The organism is Pseudomonas sp. PWP3-1b2, assembly GCF_049896045.1.
GTDB classification, from domain to species: Bacteria; Pseudomonadota; Gammaproteobacteria; order Pseudomonadales; family Pseudomonadaceae; genus Aquipseudomonas; species Aquipseudomonas antarctica_B.
Genome location: NZ_JAFCTN010000028.1, coordinates 25,082 through 39,536, shown reverse-complemented (window position 1 = coordinate 39,536; position 14,455 = coordinate 25,082). Strand labels below are relative to the sequence as shown.

Below are 14,455 nucleotides of genomic sequence, written 5' to 3'. Positions count from 1 at the left end.
GTGCTAGTCGTGATTTCTCTGCACGGACGTCTCATGCGCAGTCGCCTTTTCAACTTTTTATCTTGTCTGCTTCTTTCCGCCACCGCCGTTCAATCCGCCCAGGCCGTGGACCTCACCACCCAACGTCAATATTACGATGAAGCCAAACGCGCCCTGGCCAAAGGCGACAGCGGGCCGTACATGCAATACAGCGCCGCGCTGGCGGACTACCCGCTCACGCCTTATCTGGCGTATGACGAACTGACCGCACGCCTAAAAAGCGCGAGCAACGAGGAAATCGAACAGTTCCTCGCCAAAAACGGCGACCTGCCCCAGGCCAACTGGATGAAACTGCGCTGGCTGCGCTGGCTGGCCGACCGTGGCGACTGGCAGACCTTTGAAAAGTACTACGACCCCAAGCTCAATTTCGTCGAACTGGACTGCCTGCATGGCCAGTTCCAGCTCACGCATAACTTGAAAGCCGAAGGTTACAAGACCGCCGAAAAACTCTGGTTTACCGGCAAGTCCCAACCGGCCGCCTGCGATGTCACGTTCGGCCAATGGGCCGCCGACGGCCAACTCACCGAACAGAAAATCTGGGACCGCGCCAAGCTCGCCGCCGAAGCACGCAACTACGCGCTGGCCAACAGCCTGGTGAAAACCCTGCCAACCCTCGGCGCCCAAGGCCGCCTGATGGTGGACGTGGCGCAAAAGCCCGACATGCTCGGCGACCCGTCGCGCTTCCTGCCGGCCAACGAGGCCATGTCTGATGCCGTGGGCCTCGGCCTGCGTCGCCTGGCTCGCCAGGACCCGGACAAGGCCATGGCCCTGCTCGACGGCTACGCCAGCAGCATGCACTTCTCCCGTGACGAAAAAGTGGCAATCGCCCGTGAAATCGGCCTGACCCTGGCGCGCCGCTATGACCCGCGCGCGCTGGACGTGATGACTCAGTACGACCCGGAGCTGCGTGACAACACCGTCTCCGAATGGCGCCTGCGCCTGCTGCTGCGCCTCGCCCGCTGGGAAGATGCCTACCAGTTGACCCGCAAGCTCCCACAAGACCTGGCGACCACCAACCGCTGGCGCTATTGGCAGGCACGCAGCCTGGAATTGGCCGAGCCGAAAAACCCGCAAGCGCTGGTGCTGTACAAAAGCGTGGCCAAGGAACGTGATTTCTACGGCTTCCTCGCCGCCGACCGCTCCAAATCCCCGTACCAACTGACCAACAAACCACTGGTGATGAGCCAGGCGCTGATGAACAAGGTGCGTAACACTCCCGGCGTGCGCCGTGCGCTGGAGTTCTATGCGCGTGGCCAGATCGTTGACGGTCGCCGCGAGTGGTACCACGTCAGCCGTCACTTCAACCGTGACGAAATGGTCGCCCAAGCCAAGCTGGCCTATGACATGAAATGGTACTTCCCGGCGATTCGCACCATCAGCCAGGCGCAGTACTGGGATGACCTCGACATCCGCTTCCCGATGGCTCACCGCGACACGCTGGTGCGTGAAGCCAAGGTACGCGGCCTGCATTCAAGCTGGGTATTCGCTATTACCCGTCAGGAAAGCGCCTTCATGGACGACGCCCGCTCCGGCGTCGGCGCCAGCGGCCTGATGCAACTGATGCCCGGCACCGCCAAGGAAACCGCGCGCAAATTCAGCATCCCGCTGGCCTCGCCCGCCCAAGTACTGGACCCGGACAAAAACATCCAGCTCGGCGCTGCGTACCTGAGCCAGGTGCACAGCCAATTCAACGGCAACCGCGTGCTCGCCTCCGCCGCCTACAACGCCGGCCCCGGCCGCGTGCGCCAATGGCTGCGCGGTGCGGACCACTTGAGTTTCGACGTGTGGGTGGAAAGTATCCCGTTCGACGAAACCCGCCAGTACGTGCAAAACGTACTGTCTTATTCAGTGATCTACGGGCAAAAGCTCAACTCACCGCAGCCACTGGTGGATTGGCATGAGCGGTACTTTGATGATCAATAAGGCCGACTGACCAAAACCCGGTGGCGAGCCCGACCATTGTGGCAAGCAGGCTTGCTGAGCCAAGAGGGCCTTGTCGTGGCGAGCAGGCCTGTTGTGGCGGGCGGGCTTGTTGTGGCGAGCGGGCTTCCCCCGCGTTGGAGTGCGAAGCGCTCCCAGTTCAGCCGACGCGGTGCAACTGATGAACCGCGTCAGCAGGTTTTAGGGCCGCTACGCAGCCCAACGCGGGGCAAGCCCGCTCGCCACATTCCCCTGCGCTAGCCTTCGTATTGCGCAACCTGCGCCCCATCACTGAACTGCAACGCCGCCAACCGCGCATACAACGGGTTGCTCGCAATCAACTGCTGATGCGTACCCACCGCCACCAGCTTGCCCTGGTCCATCACGGCAATCCGGTCAGCGTTCTTCACCGTAGCCAATCGGTGAGCGATAACCAGCGTGGTGCGCCCCTGCATCAACTGCGGCAAGGCTTGCTGAATCAAATGTTCACTCTGCGCATCCAGCGCACTGGTGGCTTCGTCGAGCAATAGAATCGGTGCGTCCACCAGCAACGCGCGGGCGATGGCCAGGCGTTGGCGCTGACCGCCGGAGAGGCCCATGCCGCCGTCGCCAAGGTGAGTCTGGTAGCCGTCGGGCATTTGCAGGATGAAGTCGTGGGCATGGGCGATGCGCGCGGCGGCTTCAACCTGGGCGGTGGTCGCGGACGGGTTGCCGTAGCGGATGTTTTCTTCGACGCTGCCGTAAAACAGCGCCGGGCTTTGGGAGACCAGGGCGAAGTGGCGGCGCAGGTCCATCGGGTCAAGTTCGGTCAGCGGGTGACCTTCGAGCAGGATGCGCCCGTGCTGGGGGTCGTAGAAGCGCAGCAGCAGGTCGAAAATCGTCGATTTACCGGCACCGGACGGTCCGACCAGCGCCAGGGTTTCACCGGGGTTAATGGTCAGGCTCAAGCCGTCGATAGCGTAACTGTCCGGCCGCGAAGGGTAGGAAAAGCGCAGGTCCTGCAGCTCCATACGGCCACTGACGCGCTCCGGCAATTGCACTGTGCCAGCGGTCGGCGCCTGGATTTCGTTGCTCGACTGCAACAGCTCGCCAATGCGCTCGGCCGCACCGGCAGCGCGCTGCAACTCGCCCAGCACCTCACTCAACGTACCCACGGCACTGCCGACGATCAGGCTATAGAACACAAACGCCGCCAGCTCACCACCAGAAATGCGCCCGCTGATCACGTCCATGCCGCCCACCCAAAGCATCACGCCCACCGCGCCGAGCACCAGCATGATAACCAGGGTAATCAGCCAGGCGCGCTGCACGATACGCTTGCGCGCAGTGGCAAAGGCTTGCTCCACGGTCACGGCAAAACGCTGTTCATCCTGCACCTGGTGGTTGTAGGCCTGCACGGTTTTGATCTGCCCGAGGGTCTCGGACACGTAGCTGCCGACGTCAGCGATGCGGTCCTGGCTCAGCCGCGACAGGCTACGCACGCGGCGCCCGAAAATCAGGATCGGCGCCAGCACCAGCGGCAGCGCTACTACCACGATGCTGGTCAGCTTGGGATTGGTGACAAACAGCAGCACGATGCCGCCGATGACCATCAAGGCATTGCGCAGAAACAGTGACAGCGAAGAACCGATCACCGACTGCAGCAGGGTGGTGTCGGTGGTCAGCCGTGACTGGATTTCCGAGCTGCGGTTGTTCTCGTAGAAGCCCGGGTGCAGGTAGATCAGGTGGTTGAACACTTGCCGGCGGATGTCGGCCACCACGCGCTCACCGATCCACGAGACCAGGTAGAACCGCGCAAATGTGCCCACGGCCAGCCCCAGTACCAGCACCATAAACAGGCCGATGGATTGGTTGAGCAAGTGCGGCGACTGGGTCATGAAGCCCTGATCCACCAGCAGGCGAATCCCCTGCCCCATGGACAAGGTAATGCCGGCTGTGACGATCAGCGCCAACAAGGCTCCCAGCGCCTGCCAGCGATAGGGCGCAATAAAGCGGCTGGCGAGACGGATCGCACGACGTTGACGGACTGAAAACATGGAGGGCATCACCTGATGAGCGCAGATAGGTACACCACAACATTGGGGGAACTTGAGTAAATAACAATGAGTCAGGTTAATTATGCCCACCGATGCAGGCCCCTAGAGGCTATCGGTCTAACGCCTGACTGGAAATTTGTATCGGTTTCTGGTGGACTTGGCGTTCGAATCGGTGACCGCGTAAGGAGTTGTAATAGCGCGGTCACGCGAGGGAATTAAAGTAGGTACACAACCTGATGAGGAGACAGGCCATGACCTTGCAAAATAGCAGCGAAGCCAAAATTGAAGTGATTCGCCAACCGCAGCAGTTGCCGTGCTCGTACATTGATGCCAAAGGCCGCGAAGTGCAGATCACCGAAGAAATGATCCAGCAAGCGTGCAGCGAGCTGGAACAGCGACTGGTCAAGCCTGCGCAGCAAGGCTGAAGCGCCCACGCTCTTTCAAACCCGGCCCCATGGCCGGGTTTTTTATTGGGGTGTTAAAGCCAGCCCTTTAAGGTCTTTGGAAACCCGTCTGATAGGGCGAACACTATCCCTGTGGCGAGCGGGCTTGTCCCGCGTTGGAGTGCGAAGCGCTCCCAGTTCAGCCGACGCTGTGCAACTGATTAACCGCGTCAGCAGGTTTTAGGGCTGCTTCGCAACCCAACGCGGGACAAGCCCGCTCGCCACAGAGTATTTATCGCCTGTTCTGCCTAAATACCTTGAGAGGGCTGGGCGCCCAACGCGGTGACGATCGCCGACAACACGGCCGACTCGCCGTTGATGCGTACTTTCAAGCCGTCGATCTCGCGACGCTCCGGGTAGTGCTTGCGCAGCAGGTCGAACGCCTTGCGCTGTTCTTCCACGGTTCCCACAAGGCTGCGGCGGAAATCCGCGTCATCGCGGCGCGGGTCGTACACGCTGCGGCACAAGGTGGCCAATGCCCAGGCCGGATCGGTTGACGCATTTAACTGCACCTCGGCCAGCCAGGGCTGCGGCAGCAAGTCCTTGAGTTGAATGCTCGGCGCCTGGCCCAGGTGCGCGCAGAACGCTTGATAGATTTGCGCCGTGCCGCGCTGCTTGCCGTCCAGGCTGTAGCCGGCGATATGCGGGGTGGCCAGCACACACAGGTCGGCCAGGTCGACGTCCACCTCCGGTTCGCCTTCCCATACGTCCAGCACCGCTTGCAGGTCTTCGCGGTCCAGCAACACTTCGCGCAGCGCGGCGTTGTCCACCACCGGGCCACGGCTGGCGTTGATCAGCCAGGTACCGGGCTTGAGGCTGTTCAGACGCTGGCGATCAAACAGATGCCAGGTGGAGCCATTGCCGGACTTGGTCAGCGGCGTGTGCAGGCTGATCACGTCGCATTGCTCGATGATCTGCGCGAGGCTGACGTAGTCCCCGTCTTCGGCGATCTGGCGCGGCGGGTCGCACACCAGCACGTTCCAGCCCAAGCCTTTAAGGACCTTGACCAGACGCCCGCCGACTTCACCGGCCCCCACCACGCCATAGGTGCGGCTGTTAAGGTCCGCGCCTTCGATCTCAGCCAGTGTGTGCAGGCTGCCCAGCACGTAATCCACCACACCACGGGCATTGCAGCCCGGCGCGCTGGACCACTGGATACCGGCCTGCCGGAAATAGTCGAGGTCCAGGTGGTCGGTGCCGATGGTGCAGGTGCCGACGAAACGCACATTAGTACCATCGAGCAAGGCGCGGTTGACGTTGGTCACCGAGCGCACCAGCAACACGTCTGCCTGCTCGACCATGGCACGGTCAATGGAGCGGCCGGGCACACGGCGAATCTCGCCAAACCCTTCGAAGAATGCATCGAGCAGCGGGATATTTTCGTCGGCAACAATCAGCATGGCAGGCTCCTTTCGCGGACTCGCAGTGTACAGGGATGCGATCGGTGTTCCACCGCAGATGCCGGATGGGAAGCGCTTATGTGGGAGCCGGGCTTGCCCGCGATAGCATCATCTCGGTACCGCTGACAGACCGAGGTGTCTGCATCGCAGGCAAGCCAGCTCCCACAAGGGTTCAGTGTTTGTAGAAAAGTTGCTTACAAATCCCTAACACAGGTTTTTTCCTGACCACTGCGTCAAAGCGTAGACTTCGCGGTCCTTGCGCTTTTCTAGACTGGACACCTGTACGTGAACATTGCCACCACCGCCCTCTCCCGCCCCGCCCGCGTCAGCCGCGAGGTGCGCAGCCTGTTGACGCTGGCCCTGCCGATCATGATCGGCCAATTGGCGACCACCGCCATGGGCTTTGTCGATGCGGTGATGGCTGGGCGCGTGAGCGCGCGGGACCTGGCGGCCGTTGCGCTGGGCAACTCGATCTGGATTCCGGTGTACCTGCTGATGACCGGCACCCTGCTGGCCACCACGCCAAAAGTCGCCCAGCGCTTCGGCGCCGGCCAGCACACCGAGATCGGCCCGCTGGTGCGTCAAGCCTTGTGGTTGGGGCTGATGGTCGGCATCACCGCGCTGCTGATGCTGATCAGCGCCGAGCCGATCCTCCACGCGATGAACGTCGACCCCGAGCTGATCAAACCCTGCATGGCCTACCTGCACGGCATCGCATCCGGCATGCCCGCCATCGCCCTGTATTACGTGTTGCGCTGTTTCAGCGATGGCCTGGGCCGTACGCGGCCGAGCATGGTCATGGGCTTGTGTGGGCTGGCGCTGAATATTCCGCTGAACTACGTGTTCATCTATGGCCACTTCGGCGTGCCGGCCATGGGCGGCGTGGGCTGTGGCTGGGCCACGGCCATCGTGATGTGGGTGATGATGCTCGGTTTGGCGGCCTGGACCCGGTGGGCACCGGCCTACCGCAGCAGCGAGCTGTTCAAGCGTTTCGACTGGCCGCAGTGGGCAGTCATCAAGCGCGTGCTGAACATCGGCTTGCCGATTGGTATCGCAGTGTTTGCGGAGTCGAGCATCTTCGCGGTAATCGCCCTGTTGATCGGCAGCCTCGGCGCCAACGTGGTGGCCGGCCACCAGATCGCACTGAATTTCAGCTCGCTGGTGTTCATGATTCCTTACTCGCTAAGCATGGCGGTCACCGTGCGCGTCGGGCAGGCAATGGGCCGGGGTGAGCCGCGTGAGGCGCGCTTTGCTGCCGGGGTCGGCATGGGCACTGCGCTGGCGTACGCATGCCTGTCGTGCAGCCTGATGCTGCTGTTTCGCGAACAGATTGCGACGATTTATACGCCTGACGCGCAAGTGATCCACGTTGCATCGATGCTGATTGTGTTTGCCGCGCTGTTCCAGTTCTCCGACGCGATCCAGGTCACTGCCGCCGGTGCGCTGCGCGGTTATCAGGACACACGGGTGACCATGGTGCTGACGCTGTTTGCTTACTGGGGTGTCGGGTTGCCGGTGGGTTACGCGCTGGGGCTGACCGATTGGCTGGGCGCCGCCAGCGGGCCGAGTGGCCTGTGGCAAGGGCTGATTGTGGGCTTGAGCTGCGCTGCGGCCATGCTGGTGATCCGCCTGGCACGCAGCGCGCGCCGGCGGATTCGCCACGTACCGGTAGCGGTTTAAGCAGACTTCTTGCGAATCCAGTACAGGTACGTACCGGCCTGTTCCTGCTGATCCACCAGTTCGTGGTCGAGGAACACACAGAACTTGGGAATATCGCGGCGGGTCGAGGGGTCGGTCGCAATTACCTTGAGCAAGCCGCCGGGCGCCAGGTCACGGATATGCTGATGCAGCATCATTACGGGTTCCGGGCAATTGAGGCCGGTGGCGTCGAGGGTCCCATCGACAGGTAATTCAAGGCTCATGGTTCACTCCTGATACTGGCACCGCTCAAAAATGTGGGAGCGGGCTTGCTCGCGAAGACGCGGGCACATTCACTATAGATTTCGACTGTTATACCGCTATCGCGGGCAAGCCCGCTCCCACATTTGATATCAGTGCTTTTTGGGTTTCTTCGCGCTTTCAAGGCGACGCAAATGGCACGTCACTTCCTCACGGTCGTGATACAGCTGCTTGCAGCCGATCTCCACCCGAATACCCCGCGCCTTGAAGCCGTCCTCGATACGCTCCAGCAAACGCTTCACCTCGGCGTAACGCTGCTTCATCGGCAACTTCAGGTTCACCACCGCCTCGCGGCAATGCCCTTCGCCGATCCAGGTTTCGAGCAAGGCCGCGTTGCGCGCGGGTTTCTCGACGATGTCACACACCATCCAGTCCACCGGCTGCTTGGGCACGAAGGTGAAGCCGTCGGCCATCAAGTGCTGCACAAGGCCGGTGTCCATCAGGCTTTCGGCCATGGGGCCGTTGTCGATGGCGGTCACCAGCATGCCACGGTTGACCAATTGCCAGGTCCAGCCGCCGGGCGCTGCGCCAAGGTCGACGCCGGTCATGTCGCCGTGCAGGCGCTCGTCCCACTGGTCGCGCGGGATAAAGTGGTGCCAGGCTTCTTCCAGCTTGAGGGTCGAACGGCTTGGCGCGTCACGCGGGAACTTGAGGCGCGGGATGCCCATTGGCCACATCGCCGAGTTGTTCGACTCGGCCAGGCCCATGAACACTTCGCGGCCACTTTTAAAGGTCAGCAGCAGGCGCGGCTTGCTCGGATCGTCCACCAGCTTGCCGGCGTTGAGCAAGGCTTTGCGCAGATGCACTTCGAATTTCTTGCAGAAGTTCGATAGCTCTTTACCGTCGTTGGTGTCGACCATCTCCAGCCACAGGCTGCCGCACACCGGAAACTCGCGCAGGTGGGCGAGGATCACGCTGATGCGGTCGGTTTCCGGCAGGTCGATAAACACCCCACGCGCCCACTGCCTCGGGAAGATCAGCTCGGCAAAACGCTGGCCGTGCATCAGGCGCTGGGCGCCGTCTTCTTCGGTGCAGACAAATTCGGCGCAGGCGCTGCCGGTCTTGGCTTTGGCGTAGCCGGACACGTTCAGGCGCGCGGCGTGTTCCGCGATCTCGGAACAGACTTCGCCTTCAAAACCCGGGCGGCAGTGCATAAAAAGGGTGTTCATCAACTCTCCAAGTGAATCAACCGGCCTTGCGCTGTCGCAATGCCTGTCATGAAAACCCGCGCATGATAACGGAGTTCGGAACCTTGGACTTAACGATAGAGTCCAGTTATTAGCCTGCTAATGAAAACAGGGCTAAGTTGAAAGCTCTGTTCGTCCCGCCAGGTCCGTAGCCGTGCGGACCATAAGGAGTCATGTAATGTCATCCGTTGATAGCCTGAGAACCCTTAAAACACTGGAAATTGACAGCAAGACCTACCACTACTTCAGCCTGCCCGAAGCCGCCAAGAGCCTGGGCGACCTGGGCCAGTTGCCGATGTCGCTCAAGGTGCTGCTGGAAAACCTGCTGCGCTGGGAAGACAACAAGACCGTCACCGGCGCCGACCTCAAGGCCATTGCCGCCTGGCTCAAAGAGCGCCAGTCCGACCGTGAAATCCAGTACCGCCCCGCTCGCGTATTGATGCAAGACTTTACCGGCGTTCCCGCCGTGGTTGACCTGGCCGCCATGCGCGCGGCCATGGCCAAGGCCGGTGGCGACCCGCAGCGTATCAACCCGCTGTCGCCGGTGGACCTGGTGATCGACCATTCGGTAATGGTCGACAAGTTCGGCAACGCAGACGCCTTCGAGCAGAACGTCGACATCGAAATGCAGCGCAACGGCGAACGTTACGCCTTCCTGCGCTGGGGCCAGAGCGCCTTTGACAACTTCAGCGTGGTGCCGCCGGGCACCGGCATTTGCCACCAGGTCAACCTTGAATACCTTGGCCGCACCGTGTGGACCAAGGACGAAGACGGCCGCACCTACGCCTTCCCCGACACGCTGGTCGGCACCGACTCCCACACCACCATGATCAACGGCCTCGGCGTACTGGGCTGGGGCGTGGGCGGCATCGAAGCGGAAGCGGCCATGCTCGGCCAACCGGTGTCGATGCTGATCCCGGAAGTGATTGGCTTCAAACTCACCGGCAAGCTCAAGGAAGGCATCACGGCCACCGACCTGGTGCTGACCGTGACCCAAATGCTGCGCAAAAAAGGCGTGGTGGGTAAATTCGTCGAATTCTACGGCGACGGCCTGGCCGATTTACCGCTGGCCGACCGCGCGACCATCGCCAACATGGCCCCGGAATACGGCGCCACCTGTGGTTTCTTCCCGGTGGACGAGGTGACGCTGGACTACCTGCGCTTGTCCGGCCGCCCCGCCGAAACCGTTAAACTGGTCGAGGCCTACACCAAGGCCCAGGGCCTGTGGCGCATCGCCGGTCAGGAACCGGTGTTCACCGACACCCTGGCGCTGGACATGGGCAGTGTTGAAGCCAGCCTGGCCGGGCCGAAACGCCCGCAGGACCGGGTTTCCCTGCCAAATGTCGGCCAGGCGTTCAGCGACTTCCTCGACCTGCAATTCAAACCCACCAATAAAGAAGAAGGCCGCCTGGAAAGTGAAGGCGGCGGCGGTGTGGCCGTGGGCAATGCAGATTTGGTAGGTGAGACCGACTACGAGTACGACGGCCACACCTATCGCCTGAAAAACGGCGCCGTGGTGATCGCCGCGATCACCTCCTGCACCAACACCTCCAACCCCAGTGTGATGATGGCGGCCGGGCTGGTGGCGAAGAAGGCCGTGGAAAAAGGCCTGACTCGCAAGCCCTGGGTCAAAACCTCCCTGGCGCCCGGTTCCAAAGTGGTTACCGACTATTACAAGGCGGCAGGCCTGACCGAATATTTGGACAAGCTTGGCTTTGACCTCGTCGGCTATGGCTGCACCACCTGCATTGGCAACTCCGGGCCGTTGCCCGAGCCGATTGAAAAAGCCATCCAGAAAGCTGACCTCGCCGTCGCCTCGGTGCTATCAGGCAACCGTAACTTCGAAGGCCGCGTACACCCGCTGGTGAAAACCAACTGGCTCGCGTCGCCGCCGCTGGTCGTCGCTTATGCCTTGGCCGGTACGGTGCGTATCGACATCAGCAGCGAGCCGCTGGGTAACGATCAGGACGGCAAGCCGGTGTACCTGAAAGACATCTGGCCAAGCAGTAAGGAAATTGCCGACGCCGTGGCTCAGGTCAGCACGAGCATGTTCCACAAGGAATATGCCGAAGTGTTTGCCGGTGATGAGCAGTGGCAGGCGATTGAAGTGCCGCAAGCCGCCACTTACGTATGGCAGAAGGATTCCACCTATATCCAGCACCCGCCATTCTTCGACGACATTGGCGGGCCACTGCCGGTGATCCAGGACGTGAAAGCCGCCAATGTGCTGGCGTTGCTGGGGGACTCGGTAACCACCGACCACATCTCCCCCGCCGGTAATATCAAGACCGACAGCCCGGCCGGGCGCTATTTGCGCGAGCAAGGCGTGGAACCGCGTGACTTCAACTCCTACGGCTCACGCCGCGGCAACCATGAAGTAATGATGCGCGGCACCTTCGCCAACATCCGGATCCGCAATGAAATGCTTGGCGGTGAGGAAGGCGGCAACACCCTCTACATCCCGACCGGCGAGAAAATGCCGATCTACGACGCGGCCATGAAATACCAGGCCTCGGGCACGCCGCTGGTGGTGATCGCGGGGCAGGAATACGGCACCGGGTCGAGCCGTGACTGGGCGGCCAAGGGCACCAACCTGCTGGGGGTCAAGGCGGTGATCGCCGAGAGCTTCGAGCGTATCCACCGTTCCAACCTGGTGGGCATGGGCGTGCTGCCGCTGCAGTTCAAGCTGGATCAGAACCGCAAGTCGCTCAAACTGACCGGCAAGGAGAAAGTCGACATTCTTGGGCTGACCGACGCCGAGATCGAACCGAGGATGAACCTGACGCTGGTGATTACACGGGAGGACGGCAGCAGCGAGAAGATTGAAGTGCTGTGCCGAATTGATACGTTGAATGAAGTGGAGTACTTCAAGGCGGGCGGGATTCTGCACTACGTGCTGCGCCAGTTGATCGCCAGCTAAAGAACACCGCAGGTCAAATGTGGGAGCTGGCTTGCCTGCGATAACGGTAGACCAGCCAACATTTTCTTGGCTGACCCACCGCTATCGCAGGCAAGCCAGCTCCCACATTTTTAATCGCATTTCAAATCAGCCGAACAGCCACTTCCACAGCAGCACCAGCACGACGACAGCCAACACCGGCCGTGCAATGCGGTACGCCTTCGGATGCTTGCGCTTCCACTGCTTCACCACACCACTGAACCTGTCGCTGAACGTCTTGCTCCACGCATACGCCTGGTTGATCCCGCCCACGCGCTCGTCGTCCAGATTCTGCGGCGCCGTTGCGCGGCCCAATTGCTTGCTGACCCAACGGTTAACGCCGGTCATCAAGCGGTTGCTCAGCGGTCGCTCGATGTCGCAGAACAAAATCACGCGGGTGTGTTCGGTTTCGTTCTTCACCCAGTGCACGTAGGTTTCGTCGAACATCACGTCTTCACCGTCGCGCCAGGCGTACACCTGGCCGTCGACGAAGATGCGGCAGTCGTCGGAGTTCGGCGTGGACAGCCCCAGGTGGTACCGCAACGAACCGGCAAACGGGTCGCGATGCGGGTTGAGGTGGCTACCGCCCGGCAACAGCGCAAACATCGCGCCTTTCACGTTGGGAATGCTGCTGACCAGCGCCACGGTTTTCGGGCACAGCGCCTCGGCCGATGGCAGGGGTTTGTCGTACCACTTGAGGTAGAAACGCTTCCAGCCCTTTTTGAAGAACGAACCGAAACCGGCGTCGTTATTCTTTTCGGCGGCACGGATGTAACCCTCGTCGAACAGGTGCATGGCCTCTTCGCGGATCACTTCCCAGTTGTCCTTGAGCACGTCCAGCTCCGGGAACTTGCTGCGGTCCAGATAGGGTTTGGACGGTACGGCGGAGAACAGGTACATCAAGGCGTTATACGGGGCGAACAGCGCCGAATGGTTGACGAACTGGCGCAACACCGGCAAACGCGCCTTGCCGCGCAAGTGCACATACAGAATGCTGCCGATAAACAGCGACAGCACCGACAGTTTGGCGGCCAAAGAAAAGGTCATGCAGCAACTCCTGGAAATAATCGCCTGGCCAACAGCAGACGTAGCAGCCGGCCATGATAAACACTTGGGCCATTATGCAGAAGGCCTTCGCCGATCAGCTGACACATATCAAACCTTGTGGCGAGCGGGCTTGGTGTGTTGAGCAGGCTTGTTGTTGTCAGCAGGCTTCCTGTGGCAAGCGGGCTTGTTGTGGCGAGCGGGCTTGCCCCGCGTTGGAGTGCGTAGCGCTCCCAATTCAAACAACGCGGTGCAACGGGTGAACCGCGTCGTCAGGTTTTGGGGCTGCTGCGCAGCCCAACGCGGGGCAAGCCCGCTCGCCACAACAAGCCCGTTCGCCACAAAAACCCCGCTTGCCACAGCAGGCCCGTCCGCCACAGCAGCCCCAACATCAAGCCTGGGTTTCCTGATCAGTAAACAAATCGCTGAACAGCATGCTCGACAGGTAGCGCTCGCCGGAGTCCGGCAGGATCACTACGATGGTTTTGCCCTGCATTTCCGGCTTCTCGGCCAGGCGCACGGCCACGGCCATCGCGGCGCCGCAGGAGATACCGCACAGAATCCCCTCTTCCTGCATCAAGCGCAGGGCCATGGCCTTGGATTCTTCATCGGTCACCAGCTCAACGCGGTCGACAATCGACAGATCAAGGTTTTTCGGCACAAAGCCGGCGCCGATGCCCTGGATCTTGTGCGGGCTCGGCTTGATTTCTTCACCGGCCAGCGCCTGGGTGATCACCGGCGAGACGCGGGGCTCCACAGCCACCGACAGAATCGGTTTGCCGGCAATGTGCTTGATATAGCGCGACACACCGGTGATGGTGCCGCCGGTACCCACGCCGGCCACCAGCACGTCGACCGCGCCGGCGGTGTCGTTCCAGATTTCCGGGCCGGTGGTTTTCTCGTGGATTGCCGGGTTGGCCGGGTTTTCAAACTGGGCCGGCATAAAATAGGTCGCCGGGTCGCTCGCAACGATTTCGCCGGCTTTTTCTATCGCGCCCTTCATGCCCTTGGCCGGTTCGGTCAGCACCAGTTCCGCACCGAGCGCCTTGAGCACCTTACGCCGTTCGATGCTCATGGACGCCGGCATGGTCAGCAGCAATTTGTAGCCACGGGCAGCGGCGACAAAGGCCAGGCCAATCCCGGTGTTGCCCGAGGTCGGTTCAACAATGGTCATGCCTGGCTTGAGTTTGCCGCTGCTTTCGGCGTCCCAGATCATGTTTGCGCCAATGCGGCACTTCACGGAATACCCAGGGTTACGCCCTTCGATCTTGGCCAGAATAGTCACGCCGCGCGGCGCGATGCGGTTGATCTGCACCAGAGGCGTGTTACCGATGGAGTGCGCGTTGTCTGCAAAGATGCGGCTCATAACGGGTCCTTAAAGGCAATTTCAGGAAGGCCCCAAGGGTATGCCTCGGGCCCGCAAGCGTCCAGTCAGAGGAACGTTGCGCCCGCCTGCGCGGTCCATCGCCTATACCGTTGGGCTTAAACC

Annotated in this window: 10 protein-coding genes; 4 read left to right on the top strand and 6 right to left on the bottom strand. The window is 61.4% G+C overall.

The window, feature by feature from the left end; translation table 11 throughout:
• Nucleotides 1-33: 33 nt before the first annotated feature.
• Nucleotides 34-1,962: a transglycosylase SLT domain-containing protein gene (locus ACP7A2_RS18270; protein WP_375067762.1), complete on the top strand. Its 1,929-nt coding sequence runs from the start codon at nt 34-36 to the stop codon at nt 1,960-1,962.
• Nucleotides 1,963-2,216: 254 nt separating this feature from the next.
• On the opposite strand, the gene ACP7A2_RS18265 is transcribed toward ACP7A2_RS18270, so the two are convergent.
• Complete coding sequence (locus tag ACP7A2_RS18265; RefSeq protein WP_426135340.1) at nt 2,217-4,004, bottom strand: ABC transporter transmembrane domain-containing protein; 1,788 nt, start codon at nt 4,002-4,004, stop codon at nt 2,217-2,219.
• Nucleotides 4,005-4,246: 242 nt separating this feature from the next.
• Between ACP7A2_RS18265 and ACP7A2_RS18260 the strand changes: the two genes are divergently transcribed.
• Nucleotides 4,247-4,420, top strand: coding sequence for a PA1571 family protein (locus tag ACP7A2_RS18260; protein WP_426135339.1), 174 nt, complete (start codon nt 4,247-4,249; stop codon nt 4,418-4,420).
• A 266-nt stretch (nt 4,421-4,686) separates the two neighbouring features.
• On the opposite strand, the gene pdxB is transcribed toward ACP7A2_RS18260, so the two are convergent.
• Nucleotides 4,687-5,838 carry a 4-phosphoerythronate dehydrogenase PdxB gene (pdxB, locus tag ACP7A2_RS18255; protein WP_426135338.1) on the bottom strand — a complete coding sequence of 384 codons (1,152 nt, stop codon included), beginning with the start codon at nt 5,836-5,838 and terminating at the stop codon, nt 4,687-4,689.
• Between the two features lie 285 nt (nt 5,839-6,123).
• Here pdxB and ACP7A2_RS18250 point away from each other — a divergent pair, with 285 nt between their 5' ends.
• The gene (locus ACP7A2_RS18250; RefSeq protein ID WP_426135337.1) at nt 6,124-7,518 is read left to right on the top strand and encodes an MATE family efflux transporter; all 1,395 of its coding nucleotides are present in this window, start codon (nt 6,124-6,126) and stop codon (nt 7,516-7,518) included.
• Here ACP7A2_RS18250 and tusA read toward each other — a convergent pair.
• Both tusA and rlmM read right to left on the bottom strand, forming a co-directional pair.
• Nucleotides 7,515-7,760 (bottom strand): sulfurtransferase TusA, encoded by a 246-nt coding sequence (tusA, locus tag ACP7A2_RS18245; protein WP_426135336.1) that lies wholly within the window; start codon nt 7,758-7,760, stop codon nt 7,515-7,517. The genes ACP7A2_RS18250 and tusA overlap by 4 nt on opposite strands.
• Nucleotides 7,761-7,889: 129 nt before the next feature.
• On the bottom strand, nt 7,890-8,966 hold the full coding sequence (rlmM, locus tag ACP7A2_RS18240; protein ID WP_375067772.1) for a 23S rRNA (cytidine(2498)-2'-O)-methyltransferase RlmM: 1,077 nt from the start codon (nt 8,964-8,966) through the stop codon (nt 7,890-7,892).
• Between the two features lie 196 nt (nt 8,967-9,162).
• Between rlmM and acnA the strand changes: the two genes are divergently transcribed.
• Complete coding sequence (acnA, locus tag ACP7A2_RS18235; protein ID WP_426135335.1) at nt 9,163-11,904, top strand: aconitate hydratase AcnA; 2,742 nt, start codon at nt 9,163-9,165, stop codon at nt 11,902-11,904.
• Between the two features lie 126 nt (nt 11,905-12,030).
• Here the strand turns inward: acnA and ACP7A2_RS18230 are convergent, their stop codons facing one another.
• Both ACP7A2_RS18230 and cysK read right to left on the bottom strand, forming a co-directional pair.
• Nucleotides 12,031-12,969, bottom strand: a complete 939-nt coding sequence (locus ACP7A2_RS18230; RefSeq protein ID WP_348059197.1) for an aspartyl/asparaginyl beta-hydroxylase domain-containing protein — start codon at nt 12,967-12,969, stop codon at nt 12,031-12,033.
• Nucleotides 12,970-13,357: 388 nt separating this feature from the next.
• Entirely contained in the window at nt 13,358-14,332 is a 975-nt protein-coding gene (gene cysK, locus ACP7A2_RS18225; protein ID WP_375067776.1) for a cysteine synthase A, read from the bottom strand.
• Between the last annotated feature and the right edge of the window lie 123 nt (nt 14,333-14,455).